This window comes from Amycolatopsis sp. NPDC114503, from assembly GCF_055633655.1.
On sequence record NZ_JBVKDT010000006.1, the window covers coordinates 54,331 to 70,833 of the forward strand.

Genomic DNA, 16,503 nt, shown 5'->3' on the forward strand with positions numbered 1-16,503 from the left:
CTTCAGCCGCGGACGAGCTTCGCGAGGTGGTCGACGACCGAGTCGACGGCGATCTCCTCGCGTTCGCCGGTGCGCCGGTCCTTGACCTCGACCAGGCCGTTCGCGAGGCCGCGGCCGACGACGAGGATCGTCGGGACGCCGACCAGTTCCGCGTCGGCGAACTTCACGCCCGGGGTGGCCTTGCGGTCGTCGAGGATGATTTCGAGACCGGCGGCGTCGAGTTCGGCGGCGATCTTCTCCGCGCCCTCGCGCACCGTCTCGTCCTTGCCCGCGATGACCACGTGCACGTCGAACGGCGCCACCTCGCGCGGCCACACGAGGCCCTGCTCGTCGTGGTTCTGCTCGGCGAGCACGCCGACCAGGCGCGAGACGCCGACGCCGTAGGAGCCCATGGTGATCCGGACCGGCTTGGAGTCCGGGCCGAGCGCGTCGACCTCGAAAGCGTCGGTGTACTTGCGGCCGAGCTGGAAGATGTGCCCGATCTCGATGCCGCGCGCGGCGACGAGCGTGCCCTGTCCGTCCGGCGACGCGTCGCCCTCGCGGACCTCGGCCGCCTCGATGGTGCCGTCCGGCGTGAAGTCGCGGCCGACGACCAGGTCGAGCACGTGGTGGTCGCGCTTGTCGGCGCCGGTCAGCCAGGCCGTGCCCTCGACCACGCGCGGGTCGACGAGGTAGCGGACGCCGTTCTCCTGCAGCCCCTTCGGGCCGATGTAACCCTTGACGAGGAACGGGTTCTTCGCGAAGTCGGCTTCCTCAAGCAGCTCCACCTCGGCGGGTTCGAGCGCCGCTTCGAGGCGCTTGAAGTCCACCTCGCGGTCGCCCGGGACGCCGATGCCGAGCAGCTCCCACTCCTTCGCGCCCGGCTGGCGCGTCTTGACCAGGACGTTCTTCAGCGTGTCCGCCGCGGTGAACTCGCGGCCGAGCCCGGCGGCGTTGAAGAACGCGACGAGGGTCTCGATGGTCGGCGTGTCCGGAGTGTGGTGGACCTGAGCCTCGGGCAGGCCTTCGAGCGGCCGGGCGGACGGCACGGGCGTGACCACGGCCTCGACGTTCGCCGCGTAGCCGGATTCGGTGCTGCGGACGAAAGTGTCCTCGCCGTTCTCCGCGACCGCGAGGAACTCCTCGGACGCCGAGCCGCCCATCGCGCCGGACGTGGCGGCCACGATGACGTACTCGAGGCCCAGGCGGTCGAACAGCTTGATGTAGGCGTCGCGGTGCGCCTGGTAGGAGTTCTCCAGGCCTTCGTCGTCGAGGTCGAAGGAGTAGGAGTCCTTCATGACGAACTCGCGGCCGCGCAGGATGCCCGCGCGGGGGCGCGCCTCGTCGCGGTACTTGGTCTGGATTTGGTACAGCGTGACCGGGAAGTCCTTGTAGGAGCTGTACTCGCCCTTCACGGTGAGCGCGAACAGCTCCTCGTGGGTCGGGCCGAGGAGGTAGTCGGCCCCCTTGCGGTCCTTGAGGCGGAAGAGGTTGTCGCCGTACTCGGTCCAGCGGTTGGTGGCCTCGTAGGGTTCGCGGGGCAGCAGCGCGGGGAACTGGATCTCCTGCGCGCCGATCGCGTTCATCTCCTCGCGCACGGTCTCCTCGACCCGGCGCAGCACGCGCAGCCCGAGCGGCAGCCACGAGTAACCACCCGGGGCGACCCGGCGGACGTAGCCGGCGCGCACCAGCAGCCGGTGGCTGGGCACTTCGGCGTCCGCCGGATCCTCGCGCAGCGTGCGGAGGAACAACGACGACATCCTGGTGATCACTGGGAACTCCCTGCGCTGAGCGGGCCTTAGACGTTTCGCACAGAGTAGTCAACCCCCGGGCCTCGACGCATGCGGGTTATCGGCGGACGCCGTTTTTGTCGGTGGTCGCGGTTAGCGTGCGGGCATGGGTTTGGAGATGGGCATGATCACCGTCGACTGCGCGCAGCCGCAGCGCCTGGCGGAGTTCTGGACGGCGGCGCTGGGCGTAGTGGTGGCGGCGGACTACGGCGAGTTCGTGATGCTGGAGGGTCCTGCTTCGGGCGGGCCCCGGCTGGGATTGCAGCGGGTGCCGGAGCCGCGGAGCGGGAAGAACCGCGTGCACGTGGACTTCGGCGCGGACGACCGGGAGGCCGAGGTCCGGCGGCTGGTGGGGCTGGGAGCGGTGGAGCTGGGGCGGCATCAGGCGCCCGGGTTGGAGTGGACGGTGCTGGAGGATCCGGAGGGGAATGTGTTTTGCGTGTCTGCGAAGGGGGCGCATTGAGGATGAGGTGAGGGCGGATGGGGTTGAGCTCGCTGGAGTTGGGGACCGGATGACGCGGGCTGGCGGCGACTAGGGCGAGTGCCGCCACCGGCCAAAGCACGCAGCTCAAAGCACGCAGCGGCGAGGCTGGCTGGTTGGTTGGTTGGTTGCACGACCCCACCGCAGTCGCGTCCAAGCCCACCTGCAGTCGAGCGAGGCTAGTCGTGGACGCGATTACGTGCACCGCACGCAGTCTCTGACATGCCCACGCTCTGACGTACCCACGGGCAAGCGCGTCCACCGGCGCGCGCGGGCGACAGGCCAACCGGCATCGGCGTCAGCCTGCTCGCCGAGCCCGGTCCGCAGGGCGAGCAACTCGCTGAGCCAACCCGGTCGCCTGGCGCAGCAGCCGCACCCGAACTGTCAGCTGAGCGGCAAAACGTACCCGTAATTCCGCTCAGCCGTCCGATACCCGCACCGCTCGTACACCGCGAGCGCGCGGTGGGTGTTGTCCACGTCCACCGACAGCGACGACCTCTCGAAGCCGGCCGCGCGGCCGGCTTCGAGGGTGTGGGCCAGCAGTGCCGACGCCAGGCCTCGCCCGCGGGCCTCCGCCAGGGTGCCGACGTAGTTGACGTGCAGTTCCCGCACGCCGGTCGCCACCGCGTCCGCCTCGTAGAACGACGACATCACGAATGCCACGGCCCGGTCGCGGTCCGGGGAAAGGAGGAGGAACGAGAGGTCAGGCTGGAAGTCCTTGTTGCCGCGGAACCGGTGTCGCCACTCGTCCGCGGAGAGCCACGTGCTGCCCCAGTGACCGGCGAATGCGGCGTTGCGCGCGTCGAGCGCCAGGGCGTCGTAGCGCTCCTCGCAGGCGACCAGCGGGAGATCGTCGGGAAGCGGCGGGGCCGGGGGCAGCGCGGTCAGGTCCGCGCGCATCTCGACGAAAGTCCGTTCCTGCTTGAACCCGCCGCGCTCCAGCAGCGACACGTACCAATGCTCGTTCTCGTGCGCGCCGGCGTGAAGTTCCAGCTTCGCGTCCGGGAAGTGCTGCGCGTGGACGCTCCGGGCCGTGCGCACAAGCCATTCCGTCAACACCGACGCGACCTCGTCGGTCCGATACTCCGGGTCGGTCAGCGACGCGACGTGCGGCTGATGCACCGGCTCGGCGGCGTCGCGAGGAATGACCAGCGCGTAGCTCACCAGGCGCGCCCCGTCCCAAGCACCGACGCTCGCCCCGGGCAGATCGACCGACGGGCCCGACATTTCCTGGCGCACGTCGCCCTCGTCCCAGTGCTCGCCAGTGCGGTCGGTCTCCTCCGCGACCGTGCAGAGCCGGGTGACCGCGCCGGCGTCGGCGAGCGTGAGCGGGCGCCAGGTGAGTTCCATACGAGCCAGGGTAAGGAGCGGCACACGGCCGCCGCACCTGGATTACCCGGAGGTTACGCTCCGGGGGTGCTGGTGCTCCTCCCCCCTTCAGAAACCAAGGCCGACGGCGGCAAAGGCGCGCCGCTGGACCTGGACGCGCTGTCGTTCCCCGAACTGAACCCGGTGCGCGCCAAACTGGCCGACGCCCTGGTCGAACTGGCCGCCGACGTCCCCGCGAGCCTCGCCGCGCTAGGCATCTCCGCGCGCCAGGCCGACGAGGTCACCCGCAACGCCCAGCTCTGGACCTCCCCGACGATGCCCGCGCTGAGCCGCTACACCGGCGTCCTCTACGACGCACTGGACGTCAAGAGCTTCACCCGCGCCGGCCTGGCCAAAGCTCAGCAACGCCTGGCCGTCACGTCCTCTCTGTTCGGCGTCGTCGCAGCCACCGACCCCATCCCCGCCTACCGCCTCTCCGGCGGCAACACGGTGCCCGCGCTCGGCACCGTCCGAGGCCTGTGGAAGCCGGTCCTGGAACCAGTGCTGCACGACGTCGAAGGCCTGATCGTGGACCTCCGCTCCGGCACGTACGCCGCTTTCGCGAAACTGCGCGCAGACGCGGTCACCGTCCGAGTAGTCACCGAAGACGCCAACGGCAACCGCACCACCGTGAGCCACTTCAACAAGGCCTACAAGGGCAAACTGGCCGCCGTACTGGCCACCTCGCGAAGCGAACCGTCCACTGTGGACCAACTAGTGCGCGTTATCGCCAAAGCGGGCTTGACCGTGGAACGCACCGGCGACCACGCCCTGGAACTCCTCACCGACTAACCGGTCTGTGAGGGTTCCCCCTCAAGAAAACCTCCCAGGCGCACACCCGGCCAGCAACTCCCCAGGAACATCCGCCCCCAGCACCAGCTCCGCCACCAGCTTCCCCGAATACGGCCCCAACGTAAGCCCAGCCGGACCGAACCCGGTCGCCACATACAACCCGGGCGCAACCTGCCCCAGCAACGGCAGCCCGTCCGGCGACACCGGCCGGAACCCCACCCGGGTCTCCACCAGCCCCGCATCCGCCAGCCCGGGCGCGACAGCCAGCGCCTGCTCCAGAACCTCCCGCTGCCCGGCCGCGGTCACCCGGTGATCGAACCCGGCCCCGCTCTCCCGAGTAGCCCCCGCCACCACCCGGCCGCCGGGAAACGCCAGCAGGTAATGGCTGCTCCGAGGCAACACCACCGGCCAGGAAGCAGTATCCGTCCCCGGCACTTCGAAATGGCTGATCTGCCCCCGCTGCGGCACAACCGGCACCGGCACCCCCAATGCCTCGGCCACCTCTCCCGACCAGGCCCCGGCGGCAAGCACCACCGCGTCCCCGGCCACTTCCTCCGCGCCGGCCCGCACCCGCAACCCCGGCTCCAGCGAAGCCTCGGCGGTCACGAACTCCACGCCCCGGTCAATCGCCGCCGAGATCAGCGCACGCCGCAGCACCTGCCCGTCCACCCGCCCGGCCCCCGACAAATGCACCGCGGCCAATTCCGGAGCCAACGGCGGAAAAAGCTCCCGTGCCTGCTCGGCGTCCAGCCGCTCGAGAACTCCGGCTTCCGGCGTGTTCGCCACCCGCCCGACAAGCCGGTCATAAGCCTCGGTCAGCTCCTCCTCGCGAGCCGACACCACCATCCCGCCGACAACCTCATACGACGATTCGTACCCGGCCTCGCTCAATTCAGCCGCCAAGGCCGGGTAATACCGTCCAGCCGCGGCCGCGAGCGGATAGACCGCTTCCTCCCAAGTGGACGTCCAAGGGCTGATGATCCCGGCACCCGCGTCGGTCGCCACTCCGGCCCGATCCGCGTCCACCACGACGACGTCCGCCCCCTGCAGCGCCAGATGGTAAGCCGTCGAAGCCCCGCCGATACCGCTGCCGATCACGATCACGCGCATGTCTTCACCCTGCCTGTCCGCCGCCGAAACGTCGACCGAGCACCGCCATCGCCGCGTTGTGCCCAGGAATCCCGCTGACCCCGCCGCCGCGAACCGCGCCGGCCCCGCACAGCAGCACCCGTTCATGCCGGGTCTCGACGCCCCACGCCCCCGCCGTCTCCTCGTCGCCGTACGGCCACGACAGGTCCCGGTGGAAGATGTGTCCGCGCGGCAACCCGAGCTCCGCCTCCAAGTCCAACGGCGTTTTGGCTTCAATACACGGTTTCCCGTCGCCGTCCATCAGCAGACAGTCCGAGATCGGCTCCGCGAGCACGCTGTCCAGCGAGGCCACCGGGGCCCGCAACGCCTCCGCCCGCGCCCCCTCGTTGTCCGCTTCGAACAGCCGAGCAGGCATGTGCAGGCCGAACAACGTCAAGGTCTGCACGCCCGCCGCCCGCTCAGCCGGACCGAGAATCGACGGATCAGTCAGCGAATGGCAGTAGATCTCGCACGGCGGCACCGTCGGGACCTGGCCCGCCGCAGCCTCCCGGTAGGCAGTTTCGAGCTGGGCAAACGATTCGTTGACATGAAAGGTCCCGCCGAACGCGTCACGCGGATCAACAGCCGAATCACGCAACCGAGGCAACCGCCGCAGCACCATGTTCACCTTCAGCTGCGCACCCTCCGGCGACTCCGCCGACTCCTCGCCAAGCAACCGGGCGAGCGTGCGCGGCGCGACATTCGCCAGCACATGCCCCGCGCTCACCACACGCTCCACATCGCCTTCGCGGTAACGAACCTCGCCATCCGGCGCGACGGAGAGCACCTCCGCACCGGTGACCAGCACCGCCCCAGCACCACGAGCCGCCCCGGCGAGCGCGTCGGTAACCGCGCCCATCCCGCCAACCGGAACGTCCCAATCACCAGTGCCATTGCCGATGAGATGGTAGAGCAGACAACGGTTCTGCCGAAGCTGCCCGTCGTCGGCGGAGGCGAAAGTACCGATCAACGCATCGGTGAGCACCACCCCGCGCACGACCTCGTCCTCGAACAACTCGCGCAACGTTTCCCCCGCTGGACGCTCAAAAAACGTCGCCCAAGCCTCGTCGTCGCCAATCCGCCGACGCAACTCGTCCCGCGTAGGCAACGGCTCGGTCAGCGAATCGAACGTCGCCCCCGCAACCCGCGCCGCCGACGCATAAAACCGCTGCCAAGCCGCATAGTCCTTCGCGGACCCAGTAACCGCGCGAAACGACGCCCCAGTCCGCTCGTCGTCCCCCGTGTCGACAAGGAGACCCGTGTTGCTGACCGGCGTATACGACGACATCCGCCGCCTTCGCAGCTGGACGTCCAGCCCCAACTCGGCCGCGATCCGCCGCGGCAACAGGCTGACCAGATACGAATAGCGCGAAAGCCGCACGTCCACGCCGGGGAAAGCGCGGAACGACACCGCCGCGCCGCCGATCTCCGCGCGTCGCTCCAGCACCAGCACCGACCGTCCGGCCCGGGCCAGATAAGCAGCGGCGACGAGACCGTTGTGCCCGCCGCCCACGATCACCGCGTCGTAGTCCACCGCGGCGAGCCTAATGCTTGCCCCGGAGCGCACTCCAGGCCTTAGCGTCGCCCAGGACAAGATCCGGCGCAGAAGGAGCGATCATGACCGACGTCCCGACCCGGAACCTCGGCGGACTCACGGTTTCCGCACAGGGCTTGGGCTGCATGGGAATGAGCCACGGCTACGGCGCGACCGACGACGCGCAGTCGATCGAAACGCTGCGCCACGCGCTCGACCTCGGCGTGACTTTCCTTGACACGTCTGACTTCTACGGCTCCGGCCACAACGAAGAACTGATCGGCCGCGCGATCGCCGGCCGCCGCGACGAGGTAGTGCTGGCCACGAAATTCGGCATCGCGAGCCGTCTCGGCGAACCGACCGAAGTCCGCGGCGACGCAGCCTACGTGCGCCAGGCCTGCGAAGCTTCCCTGCGGCGGCTCGGCGTCGACCACATCGACCTGTACTACCTCCACCGCGTCGATTCGGACGTGCCGATCGAGGAAACCGTCGGCGCGATGGCGGAGCTGGCAAAGGCCGGAAAAGTCCGTCACCTAGGGCTTTCCGAGGCGAGCGCGCAGACCGTCCGGCGCGCGCACGCGGTGCACCCGATCGCCGCGCTGGAGAGCGAATGGTCGCTGTGGACCCGCGACCTCGAAGCCGAAATCGTGCCGGCCTGCCGCGAACTCGGTATCGGCCTCGTCCCGTTCTCCCCGCTCGGCCGCGGCTTCCTGACCGGCCGCTACCGCTCCACCGAAACCATGGCGGACGACGACGTGCGGCGTTACCAGCCCCGTTTCGCCGACGGCAACCTCGACCGGAACCTCGCGATCGTGGCGAAACTGGAAGAGCTGGCCGCCGCGAAGGAAGTCACGACCGGACAGCTGGCGCTGGCGTGGGTGCAGGCGCGCGGCGAGGACGTGGTGCCGATCCCGGGCACGCGGCGGAAGCAGTACCTGGAGGAAAACCTCGCGGCCCTGACCGTCGAACTGGCCGCGGACGATCTCGCCGCGATCGAGACCGTCGCCGCACCGGAGAACTTCGCGGGCGCGCGCTACGACGCGGGGCACCTCGCGTTCGTCAACCGCTGAGGCGGCGCTGAACACCGAAGATCCAGCGTCGCCTGGCGGCGGTGTTTCCCGATGGCGATCTGCTTCTCGCTCGGGCCGGAACTGATCGTCGATCGCTGAACCCTAGCCACGATCAGTCGAAGCCCGTACGACCTGCCGCGGAAGTTCAGAGGCTGCCGGTGGATCCCCTGCCGAGCGAGACCTGGCTTCACGCGCTGACCAAGCGCTCCACGAGGTCGAACGCCTGCGTCAACCGCTCCCGGTGCGACTCCGCCAGCTCGGCCAGGTCCTCCCCCTCCAGCCGGCGCCGGATCGTCGTCACCGCCACCGTCCGGTAAGCCGCCACCACCACCGCGGCCACCAACTCCGCGTCCCCGGAAAATCGCGTGTCCGCGGCGAGTTCCGCGGCCAGTTCGGCTTCCATCTCGTACCCGAACGCCCGCAGCCGCGCGATCAGCGCGGGCGACTCCGCGACCGTCCGCATCAACGGCCCGACGCCGCCGCCCACGCCGGACAGCACGTGCCCCTCTTCCAGCAGCGTCAGCGCGAGCTGCCGGAGCGCGTCCACCACTTCGCCAGTCCGTTCGCGGACCGCCGACCGCACCAGTTCGATCGCCTCCGGCAAGCGGTCCAGCAGCAGGTCCTCTTTGCGCTCGAAGTGCGAGAACACCGTCACCTTGGACACCCCGGCCGCCGCGGCGACCTCGGCGATCGTGACCTCGTCGAACCCGCGTTCCAGGAACAGCCCGGTCGCGACCTCGGCGATCCGCGCCCGCGTCTTGGCCCCGCCTCGATCGCCGCGATTGGGCATGAGTCCACCCTTCCGTGTTATCTTTATCTGGTAAGCTTACCCAGTAAGCACACTTGGTTAAGCCGTCGGGCAAGGATAGAGGGGAGTACGTCATGGAGCGGACCGAGGTGATCGTCGCCGGGGCCGGGCCCACCGGGTTGTTCCTCGCCGGGGAGCTCGCGCTGCGCGGGGTGGGGGTGACCGTGCTGGACCGGTTGGCGGAGCCGGACCAGAACATCAAGGCCGGGTCGGTCAACGTCGCCAGCGCCGAACTGCTCGACCGGCGCGGCCTGCTTCCCGCGGCGGAGGCGGCGCAGCGGCGGTTCCTCGAGTCGGTCGGCCGATTCGGCCCGACGGTCGAGGCCGCCAAGCGGGGCGGCCGCCGGTTCCTGGCCGCCGGGCACTTCGCCGGGTTCCTGTTCGACAACGACCTGATCGATCAGAGCGACCCCGTGCTCGCCGCGCACCGGGCGGTGTCGAACGGGCTCGGCGTGCCGCAGCAGGACGTCGAGCTGATGCTCGCCGAACACTGCGCCCGGCTCGGCGTCGAGGTCCGGCGCGGCGTCGAGGTTCAGGGCGTGCGGGACACCGGCGAATCCGTGACTGTCGAAACGAGCGCGGGCGAGTTCGCCGCAGGCTGGCTCGTCGCGGCCGACGGCGGGCGGAGCGTCGTCCGCAAGCAGCTCGGCATCGAGTTCGCCGGCACGGACCCGGACATGACCGGCTACCAGGCCATCGCCGATTTCGAGGACGCGAGCGGCCTGCGCCCCGGCTGGACCTGGACGCCGCGCGGCGTCTACGCGTACGGCCCGGTCCCCGGCCGCATCTTCCTCAGCCGCTTCCGCGAGCCGCCGCGGGACCGCGACGCTCCGGTGTCGGTCGAAGAGCTGCAGGAAGCGGTCCGCGACGTCACCGGGGTCCCGGTCACCATCACCGGAATCCAGGGCCGGGCAACGCGGTTCACCGACAACGCGCGCCAGGCGCGGCACTACCGCCAAGGCCGCGTGTTCCTGGCCGGCGACGCGGCGCACGTCCACTCCCCGCTCGGCGGGCAGGGTCTCAACCTCGGCCTCGGCGACGCGGCGAACCTCGGCTGGAAACTCGCCGCGACCGTCCAGGGCTGGGCTCCGGCGGGACTGCTCGACACCTACGAAACCGAACGCCATCCGATCGGCGCGGGGGTGCTCGACTGGACCCGCGCCCAGGTCGCGCTCCTGCGCGGCGACGAACGCACCGAGCAGCTGCGCAAGATCGTCGGCGGGGAACTGCTCCGGGTGCCCGCCGCGATGAACCGCATCGTCGCGCTGTCGTCCGGAATCCTGCAGCACTACGACGTCGCCGACGACACCGCCGAACCGGTCGGGTCGATCGCCGGGGACGTCGAGCTGACGTCCGGGACCCGCCTTGCCGACCACGCGCACGACGGCCGGTTCGTGCTCGTCGACCGCTCCCCCGACGGCCGGTTCGCCGTGTCCGGCCTGGACGATCGGCTCGCCTGCGTCGCCGATCCCGCCGACGGACCGAGCCTCCTCGTCCGGCCGGACGGAGTGATCGTCTGGGCGAGTTCCGGAAGCGACGACCAGAAGCTTCTCGACGCCGCACTCGCGCGATGGGCGGGTGCGAAATAAATCAGTTGCGCGAGTTCGAAGCGGACGGCACAGTGATCGGCGTCCGGCGGGAAGCTGCCGGCTGCCGGAAGAACGGGAGGTGCGTCGTGGAGATTGTCCGGGCGCTGTCCTGCCCTCTTCCGCCCGCCCGCCTCGGCTAGAGCACGCGCTCGCCCGGTGGGCACCCTGATCTAGGAGAAACCACCAGTGCGCGAGCACGATTTCGACGAATTTTCCGACGCCTCCGACTACTCCGACCGCCGGATGCGGCGCCGCCCCAGCTACGACGACGGGCCTGCCCCGGCACGCCGGGGACGGCTCACCGAAGCCGAGCGAGTCCGTCTCTCCCAGCTTCGCGAAGACGCCTACACCGAAACCGAACTGCCCGACGGCGCCGACCGATGGACCACCTGGGACGACGCCGACCAAGGCCCGCATCCCCGCCCGGAGTGGGTGGTCACGGAACTCGCCGCGATCGACACCGACCTCGGCGTGCTCAAGACCGGCAAGGAAGCGGATGTCCATCTGCTGCGCCGCAATCTTCCCGGCGAAGACGGCGTTCTGCTGGCGGCCAAGCGATACCGCTCAGACGAGCACAAGCTGTTCCACCGCGACGCGGGTTATCTCGAGGGCAGGCGGATGCGCCGGTCCCGCGAGATGCGCGCGATGGCCGGGCGCACCTCGTTCGGCCGCAACCTGATCGCCGAACAGTGGGCGGTGGCGGAGTTCGCCGTCCTCAGTCGCTTGTGGACGATCGGCGCGCCGGTGCCGTATCCGGTGCAGCGGCACGGCACCGAGATCCTGCTGGAATTCCTCGGCGAACCCGACGGCACCGCTGCGCCCCGGCTGGCACAGCTGCGTCCCGGGCCGGACGAGCTGGCCGACCTGTGGGAGCAGGCCGTGTCCGCGCTGGAACTCCTGGCGGGACAAGGGCTCGCGCACGGCGACCTGTCCGCGTACAACGTCCTGGTGCACGAAGGTCACCTGATGGTGATCGACCTCCCCCAGGCGGTCGACGTGATCGCGAACCCGCGCGGCCGGGAATTCCTGGCCCGAGACGTCGCGAACCTCGCCGGCTGGTTCCACAGCCGCGGACTGTCCGAACAGGTCACCGGCACCGATGACCTGGTGCGGGAACTGGAAAACGCGGCCGGTCTCGGCTGAACGGGCGGGCGGGGACGCGGGTGTGCGGCAGCGCACACCTGCGACCCCGCCCACAACCGCGCACCTGGGTGCGGGGCAACCGCGATCTCTCAGGTAGAGTGTGTCAAGACCGCAACGGCGGCGTGGATGAGTTGGTGTCCGTCGCCTCCACAGTCCGCAGAAGGACTCGCGGCCATCCGAAGCAATTTCCGTCGGTGTGCCATGCCATGGCTAGGCGCACCGGGTCCGTCCCTGTGAACGCCCATCGCCACACCATCTTGCCCTGCCTGCGTGCGGGCAGCCCGGGCCTCCTTGCGACGTGCCACGTCCGAGAGGCATTTGTGACGATCACGTACGACTCCGGCCAGTCCGCCCGCTCCCGAGCGGGCCGCCCCGAGCGCAAGCCGCGGCACCGGCCGGCCGGTGGAGACGTTCTCCACGACGACACGGTGGAAACCCCCGCCGTGAAGACCTTCGCCCAGCTGGGCCTGCCCGAACCGCTGATGCGGGCGCTCGCCGAGGCGGGCATCGACGCTCCGTTCCCGATCCAGTCCGCGACTATCCCGGACGCGCTGGCAGGCCGCGACGTGCTGGGCCGCGCCCAGACCGGCTCCGGCAAGACGCTGGCCTTCGGCCTGGCCATCCTGGCCCGGCTCGACGGCGGCAAGGCCCGCCCGAAGCGCCCCCGTGCGCTCGTGCTGGTGCCGACCCGCGAGCTGGCCATGCAGGTGGCCGACTCGCTGACCCCGCTCGCCAAGTCCCTCGGCCTGTGGTGCCGCACCGCGGTCGGCGGCATGTCCTTCGGCCGCCAGGCGGAATCGCTCGCCCGCGGCGTCGACCTGCTGATCGCCACCCCTGGACGGCTGTCGGACCACGTCCGCCAGGGCACCGCCTCGCTCGGCGACTGCAACTTCATCGCGCTCGACGAGGCCGACCAGATGGCCGACATGGGCTTCATGCCGCAGGTCCGCGAGATCATGGACCTGACCCCTCCCGGCGGGCAGCGGCTGCTGTTCTCCGCGACGCTCGACGGCGACGTCGACAAGCTGGTCCGGCAGTACCTGGCCGACCCGGTCACGCACTCGGTCGCGCCGTCGACCGCGAGCGTCACCACCATGGACCACCACCTGTTCCAGGTGTCGCACTCGGACAAGCAGGACATCATCACCCGGATCGGCGCCCGCGAGGGCCGCACGATCATGTTCGTGCGCACCAAGCACCACGTGGACCGGCTCACCGAGCGGCTGCGCGAAAGCGGCGTGCACGCGGTCGCCCTGCACGGCGGCAAGACCCAGGGCCAGCGCAACCGCGTCCTCTCCGACTTCAAGGAAGGCCACGCGGCGGTCCTGGTGGCCACCGACGTCGCCGCGCGCGGCATCCACGTCGACGACATCTCCCTGGTGCTGCACGTCGACCCGGCCGCGGACCACAAGGACTACCTGCACCGTGCGGGCCGCACCGCCCGGGCGGGCGCGTCCGGCATCGTCGTCACCCTGGTGACGCACGACCAGCGGCGCACCGTCCGCCGGATGACCGACCGGGCCGGCGTCCGCGCCGAGACCACGATGATCCGCGTCGAGGACGAGGACCTGTCGCGCATCACCGGCGCCCGCGAGCCGAGCGGCGAGCCGGTGGTGGAGCGTCGCCGGGAGTCCCCGCGCCGCTCCGGCGGCCGAGGCTTCGGCGGCGACCGCGGCGGCTTCCGCGGCGGCCCGCGCGAGGGCGGCGGCTACCGCGGCTCCCGCGAAGGCGGTCGCGGCGGCTACGGCGCCCGCGAAGACCGCGGCGGTTACGGCTCGCGTGACAACGGCGGTTCCCGCGAAGGCGGCTACAACCGCGGTTCGTACGAGGGCCGCGGTCCGCGCGATGGCGGCTACGCACGCGAGGGCGGTCGCGAAGGCGGCTACTCCCGCGAAGGCGGTCGCGAGGGCGGCTACGCACGCGAAGGCGGTTACGCCTCCCGTGAAAACCACGGCGGCGGCGGTTACAGCCGCAGCCGCAAGCAGTCGCGCTCCGGCGGCGGCTTCGGTCGCCCGAGCCGTGGCCCGCGTCGCGGACACGACGCCTGATTGACGCTTGAACACTGAGAACGGCCCCGCTTCGGCGGGGCCGTTCTTGGTTTCCGGGCGAGTTCCGCCTGCTGAGCCGAGTCGCACCGCAACGGCCGAAGGCGGGCGCACCGCCAGCCAGCGCCAGTCATCGCTGCCCGCAAGCCTTGCCCGGCACAGCAGTCGCTGCATCGCAGGGTCGCGCGGCCGCCGCGCCAGTCACCGCGCCCCACCGCTCACGCCCAGCGCAGCAGTCGCTACCGAGCAAGGTTTTCACCCGCCGGACCACGCTCCGCCAGCCAGGCCAGTAACCGCGGCCCGCGAGCCACGCCAGACGCAGCAGCCGTCGCCGAACAAGGTCCCCGTCCGCCGAACCACCCTCCATCAGCCCGCAGCAGGCGCCGCCGAGCAAGGTCCCCGTCCGCCAGACCACCTCCGCCAGCCCGCAGCAGGCGCCGCCAAACAAGGTCCCCGTCCGCCAGACGACTCTCCACCAGCCATCGCACCCCGGCACCGCGGCCATCACCACCGCCAAGCAAGGCTCCGGCACCGCAACCGCCGCCAAGCAAGGCCTCGCCTACCGGGCCACCTCCGCCAGACACCGCACCCGCGCGCCACCCCCGGCGCGTCACCCGCCGCTTAGCAAGGTCGCGTCCGCCGAGCCACGCTCCGCCAGGCACCGCGCTCCCCGGCGCAGCAGCCACAGCCAAGCAAGGCCCTGCCCGCCGAACCGCCCCTCCGCCAACCCGCAGCAGCCGCCGAGCAAAGCCCCGCCCGCCGAACCACCCGCCGCCGACCCGCAGCAGTCACCGCCAAGCAAGCCCCGGCCCGCCGGACCACCCGCCGAACCCACCCTCCGCCGACCCGCAGCAGTCACCGCCGAGCAAGACCACGCCCCGCCAACCCACACACCGCCAGCCCGCCACTCCCGAAGCCGCCGCATCGGCCCGATTCCCGTTGCCCCGCCCCGCTTCCCGGCCGTCCCGCGGCAGAGGCAAGGGCAGGGGCGGGAAACGCGTCACCCGGCCGGATGCGACACTGCCTGAGTGACTGACACTCCGCCGCTGCCGCCTGAGAACGTCTTCGACTGGCTTGAAACCGAAGGCCAGCGGCGCGCGGAAGCCGGTCTCTCCCGGCGGATGAACCCTCGGCCCGCGCAGCACACCGCGCTCGACCTAGCGGGCGACGACTACCTCGGCCTCGCTCGGGACAAGCGCGTCGCCGGAGCTGCCGCCGCGGCCGCGTTGCGCTGGGGTGCCGGGGCGACTGGATCGCGCCTGGTCACCGGGTCCACCGAACTCCACGCGGAACTCGAACACGAACTCGCCCGGTTCTGCGGAGCCCAGGCGGCGCTGGTGTTCTCCTCCGGATTCACCGCGAACCTCGGCGCGGTGACGGCCCTGTCCGGGTCCGAATCGGCGATCGTCACCGACAAGTACGTCCACGCCTCGCTGGTCGAAGGGTGCCGCCTGTCCCGCGCGGACATCGCGGCGGTCGAGCATTCGTCCCCGTCGGCGATCAAGCACGCGTTGGCCACGCGACGCAAACCGCGCGCGGTCGTGGTCGCCGACTCGGTGTTCTCGGCCGACGGCGAACTCGCGCCGCTGGGCGAGCTCGCCGAAATCTGCCGTGCGCACAGTGCCGCGCTGGTGGTCAACGACGCGCACGGCTTCGGCGTCCTCGGCGAAGGCGGACGGGGCGCGGTGCACGCCGCGGGGCTGTCCTCCGCGCCGGACGTCGTCACCACCCTTACGCTCTCCAACGCCCTCGGCTCGCAAGGCGGTGCCGTCGTCGGGCCACGCCGCGTGATCCGGCATCTCGTGGACACCGCGCGCAGCTTCATCTTCGACACCGCCCTCGCTCCGGCGAGCGCCGCCGCCGCGCTGACTGCGTTGCAGGTGCTCAAGTCCGAACCGGATCTGCCGGCGAAGGTCGTCGAGAACGCCGGAAACCTCGCGATGGGGCTGAAGAACGCCGGGCTGCCGGTCGAGCTCCCGGAAACCGCGGTGGTCGCGCTGCAGACGTCGTCGCCGCAAGCAGCCACCGCGTGGGCGGAAGCCTGTGCGGAGCAAGGAATCCAGGTCGGCTGCTTCCGCCCGCCCGCGGTACCGGACGGCGTTTCCCGGCTGCGCCTCACCGCCCGCGCGGACCTGTCCGAAGCGGACATCGACCGCGCGGTGAAGGTGATCGCGGCGACCGCGCCTCGCGGCTAACCCCGGCGGTACGGGTCCTCGGCCACGGACCGGTATAGGGCTGCCGCGCATTCAGGCACCCGCAACAGCACGCAACCGCCGCCCGCACCGGGTGACGCGACCCCGCGCAGGTCCGCCAAAGCCTCCGTGAAGGCAATCGCCGCGACGGCTAACCCCGGCGACGCATGGTGATGTGCGGAATCCCGTCCTCAAGGTATTCCTCGCCCTCAGCCACAAACCCGAACCGCGCGTAAAGCTGCTGCGCATAAGTCTGCGCGTCCAGCACGAACTCCCCCGCCGCACCCTCCAACGCGGCCGCCATCAACTGCGCCGCCAACCCCTGGCCGCGCGCCGACTTCGCCGTCACCACGCGGCCGATCCGTGCGCCGCCGCCAGGTTCGGCCAGTACCCGCAGGTACGCCAGAACCTCCGAGCCAGAAGTCAGCCACAGGTGCTGCGTCTCCGGAAGCAGGTCGCGCCCGTCGATGTCGGCGTACACGCAGTCTTGTTCCACCACGAACACGTCCGACCGCAGCCGGAGAATCTCGTACAGATCGGCGGCAGCGAGGTCGGGTCCAGCAGCACGGTGCAGAGTCGTCACA

13 protein-coding genes are annotated in these 16,503 nt (G+C 70.7%); 7 read left to right on the plus strand and 6 right to left on the minus strand.

The window, feature by feature from the left end:
* Positions 1-2: 2 nt before the first annotated feature.
* Complete coding sequence (locus ACZ7OI_RS25660; protein WP_470266727.1) at positions 3-1,751, minus strand: proline--tRNA ligase; 1,749 nt, start codon at positions 1,749-1,751, stop codon at positions 3-5.
* Between the two features lie 124 nt (positions 1,752-1,875).
* Between ACZ7OI_RS25660 and ACZ7OI_RS25665 the strand changes: the two genes are divergently transcribed.
* Positions 1,876-2,232 carry a VOC family protein gene (locus tag ACZ7OI_RS25665; RefSeq protein ID WP_470266728.1) on the plus strand — a complete coding sequence of 119 codons (357 nt, stop codon included), beginning with the start codon at positions 1,876-1,878 and terminating at the stop codon, positions 2,230-2,232.
* A 402-nt stretch (positions 2,233-2,634) separates the two neighbouring features.
* On the opposite strand, the gene ACZ7OI_RS25670 is transcribed toward ACZ7OI_RS25665, so the two are convergent.
* Entirely contained in the window at positions 2,635-3,600 is a 966-nt protein-coding gene (locus tag ACZ7OI_RS25670; protein WP_470266729.1) for a GNAT family N-acetyltransferase, read from the minus strand.
* Between the two features lie 66 nt (positions 3,601-3,666).
* Here ACZ7OI_RS25670 and yaaA point away from each other — a divergent pair, with 66 nt between their 5' ends.
* Positions 3,667-4,410, plus strand: coding sequence for a peroxide stress protein YaaA (gene yaaA / locus ACZ7OI_RS25675; protein WP_470266730.1), 744 nt, complete (start codon positions 3,667-3,669; stop codon positions 4,408-4,410).
* A 21-nt stretch (positions 4,411-4,431) separates the two neighbouring features.
* Here yaaA and ACZ7OI_RS25680 read toward each other — a convergent pair whose 3' ends face one another.
* Together ACZ7OI_RS25680 and ACZ7OI_RS25685 are read right to left on the minus strand one after the other, a co-directional pair.
* Positions 4,432-5,520 carry an NAD(P)/FAD-dependent oxidoreductase gene (locus ACZ7OI_RS25680; protein WP_470266731.1) on the minus strand — a complete coding sequence of 363 codons (1,089 nt, stop codon included), beginning with the start codon at positions 5,518-5,520 and terminating at the stop codon, positions 4,432-4,434.
* A gap of 4 nt (positions 5,521-5,524) precedes the next feature.
* Entirely contained in the window at positions 5,525-7,072 is a 1,548-nt protein-coding gene (locus ACZ7OI_RS25685; protein ID WP_470266732.1) for a phytoene desaturase family protein, read from the minus strand.
* Positions 7,073-7,155: 83 nt separating this feature from the next.
* On the opposite strand from ACZ7OI_RS25685, the gene ACZ7OI_RS25690 reads away from it, so the two are divergent.
* Positions 7,156-8,142 (plus strand): aldo/keto reductase, encoded by a 987-nt coding sequence (locus ACZ7OI_RS25690; RefSeq protein ID WP_470266734.1) that lies wholly within the window; start codon positions 7,156-7,158, stop codon positions 8,140-8,142.
* A 187-nt stretch (positions 8,143-8,329) separates the two neighbouring features.
* Here the strand turns inward: ACZ7OI_RS25690 and ACZ7OI_RS25695 are convergent, their stop codons facing one another.
* Positions 8,330-8,932, minus strand: coding sequence for a TetR/AcrR family transcriptional regulator (locus ACZ7OI_RS25695; protein WP_470266735.1), 603 nt, complete (start codon positions 8,930-8,932; stop codon positions 8,330-8,332).
* Between the two features lie 92 nt (positions 8,933-9,024).
* On the opposite strand from ACZ7OI_RS25695, the gene ACZ7OI_RS25700 reads away from it, so the two are divergent.
* From ACZ7OI_RS25700 to ACZ7OI_RS25715, 4 genes are all read left to right on the plus strand, one after another.
* Positions 9,025-10,539, plus strand: coding sequence for an FAD-dependent oxidoreductase (locus tag ACZ7OI_RS25700; protein WP_470266736.1), 1,515 nt, complete (start codon positions 9,025-9,027; stop codon positions 10,537-10,539).
* A gap of 186 nt (positions 10,540-10,725) precedes the next feature.
* Positions 10,726-11,682 carry a serine protein kinase RIO gene (locus ACZ7OI_RS25705; RefSeq protein WP_470266737.1) on the plus strand — a complete coding sequence of 319 codons (957 nt, stop codon included), beginning with the start codon at positions 10,726-10,728 and terminating at the stop codon, positions 11,680-11,682.
* A gap of 320 nt (positions 11,683-12,002) precedes the next feature.
* A complete protein-coding gene (locus ACZ7OI_RS25710; protein ID WP_470266738.1) occupies positions 12,003-13,730 on the plus strand; it encodes a DEAD/DEAH box helicase in 1,728 nt (575 codons plus the stop codon).
* Positions 13,731-14,755: 1,025 nt separating this feature from the next.
* The gene (locus ACZ7OI_RS25715; RefSeq protein WP_470266739.1) at positions 14,756-15,922 is read left to right on the plus strand and encodes an 8-amino-7-oxononanoate synthase; all 1,167 of its coding nucleotides are present in this window, start codon (positions 14,756-14,758) and stop codon (positions 15,920-15,922) included.
* Between the two features lie 148 nt (positions 15,923-16,070).
* Here ACZ7OI_RS25715 and ACZ7OI_RS25720 read toward each other — a convergent pair whose 3' ends face one another.
* Complete coding sequence (locus ACZ7OI_RS25720) at positions 16,071-16,502, minus strand: GNAT family N-acetyltransferase (protein ID WP_470266740.1); 432 nt, start codon at positions 16,500-16,502, stop codon at positions 16,071-16,073.
* Between the last annotated feature and the right edge of the window lies 1 nt (position 16,503).

Coding starts and splice junctions, on each gene's coding strand:
- ACZ7OI_RS25665 (WP_470266728.1), top strand. CDS start 1,876: ATGGGTTTGGAGATGGGCATGATCACCGTCGACTGCGCGCAGCCGCAG.
- ACZ7OI_RS25670 (WP_470266729.1), bottom strand. CDS start 3,600: ATGGAACTCACCTGGCGCCCGCTCACGCTCGCCGACGCCGGCGCGGTC.
- ACZ7OI_RS25680 (WP_470266731.1), bottom strand. CDS start 5,520: ATGCGCGTGATCGTGATCGGCAGCGGTATCGGCGGGGCTTCGACGGCT.
- ACZ7OI_RS25690 (WP_470266734.1), top strand. CDS start 7,156: ATGACCGACGTCCCGACCCGGAACCTCGGCGGACTCACGGTTTCCGCA.
- ACZ7OI_RS25695 (WP_470266735.1), bottom strand. CDS start 8,932: ATGCCCAATCGCGGCGATCGAGGCGGGGCCAAGACGCGGGCGCGGATC.
- ACZ7OI_RS25700 (WP_470266736.1), top strand. CDS start 9,025: ATGGAGCGGACCGAGGTGATCGTCGCCGGGGCCGGGCCCACCGGGTTG.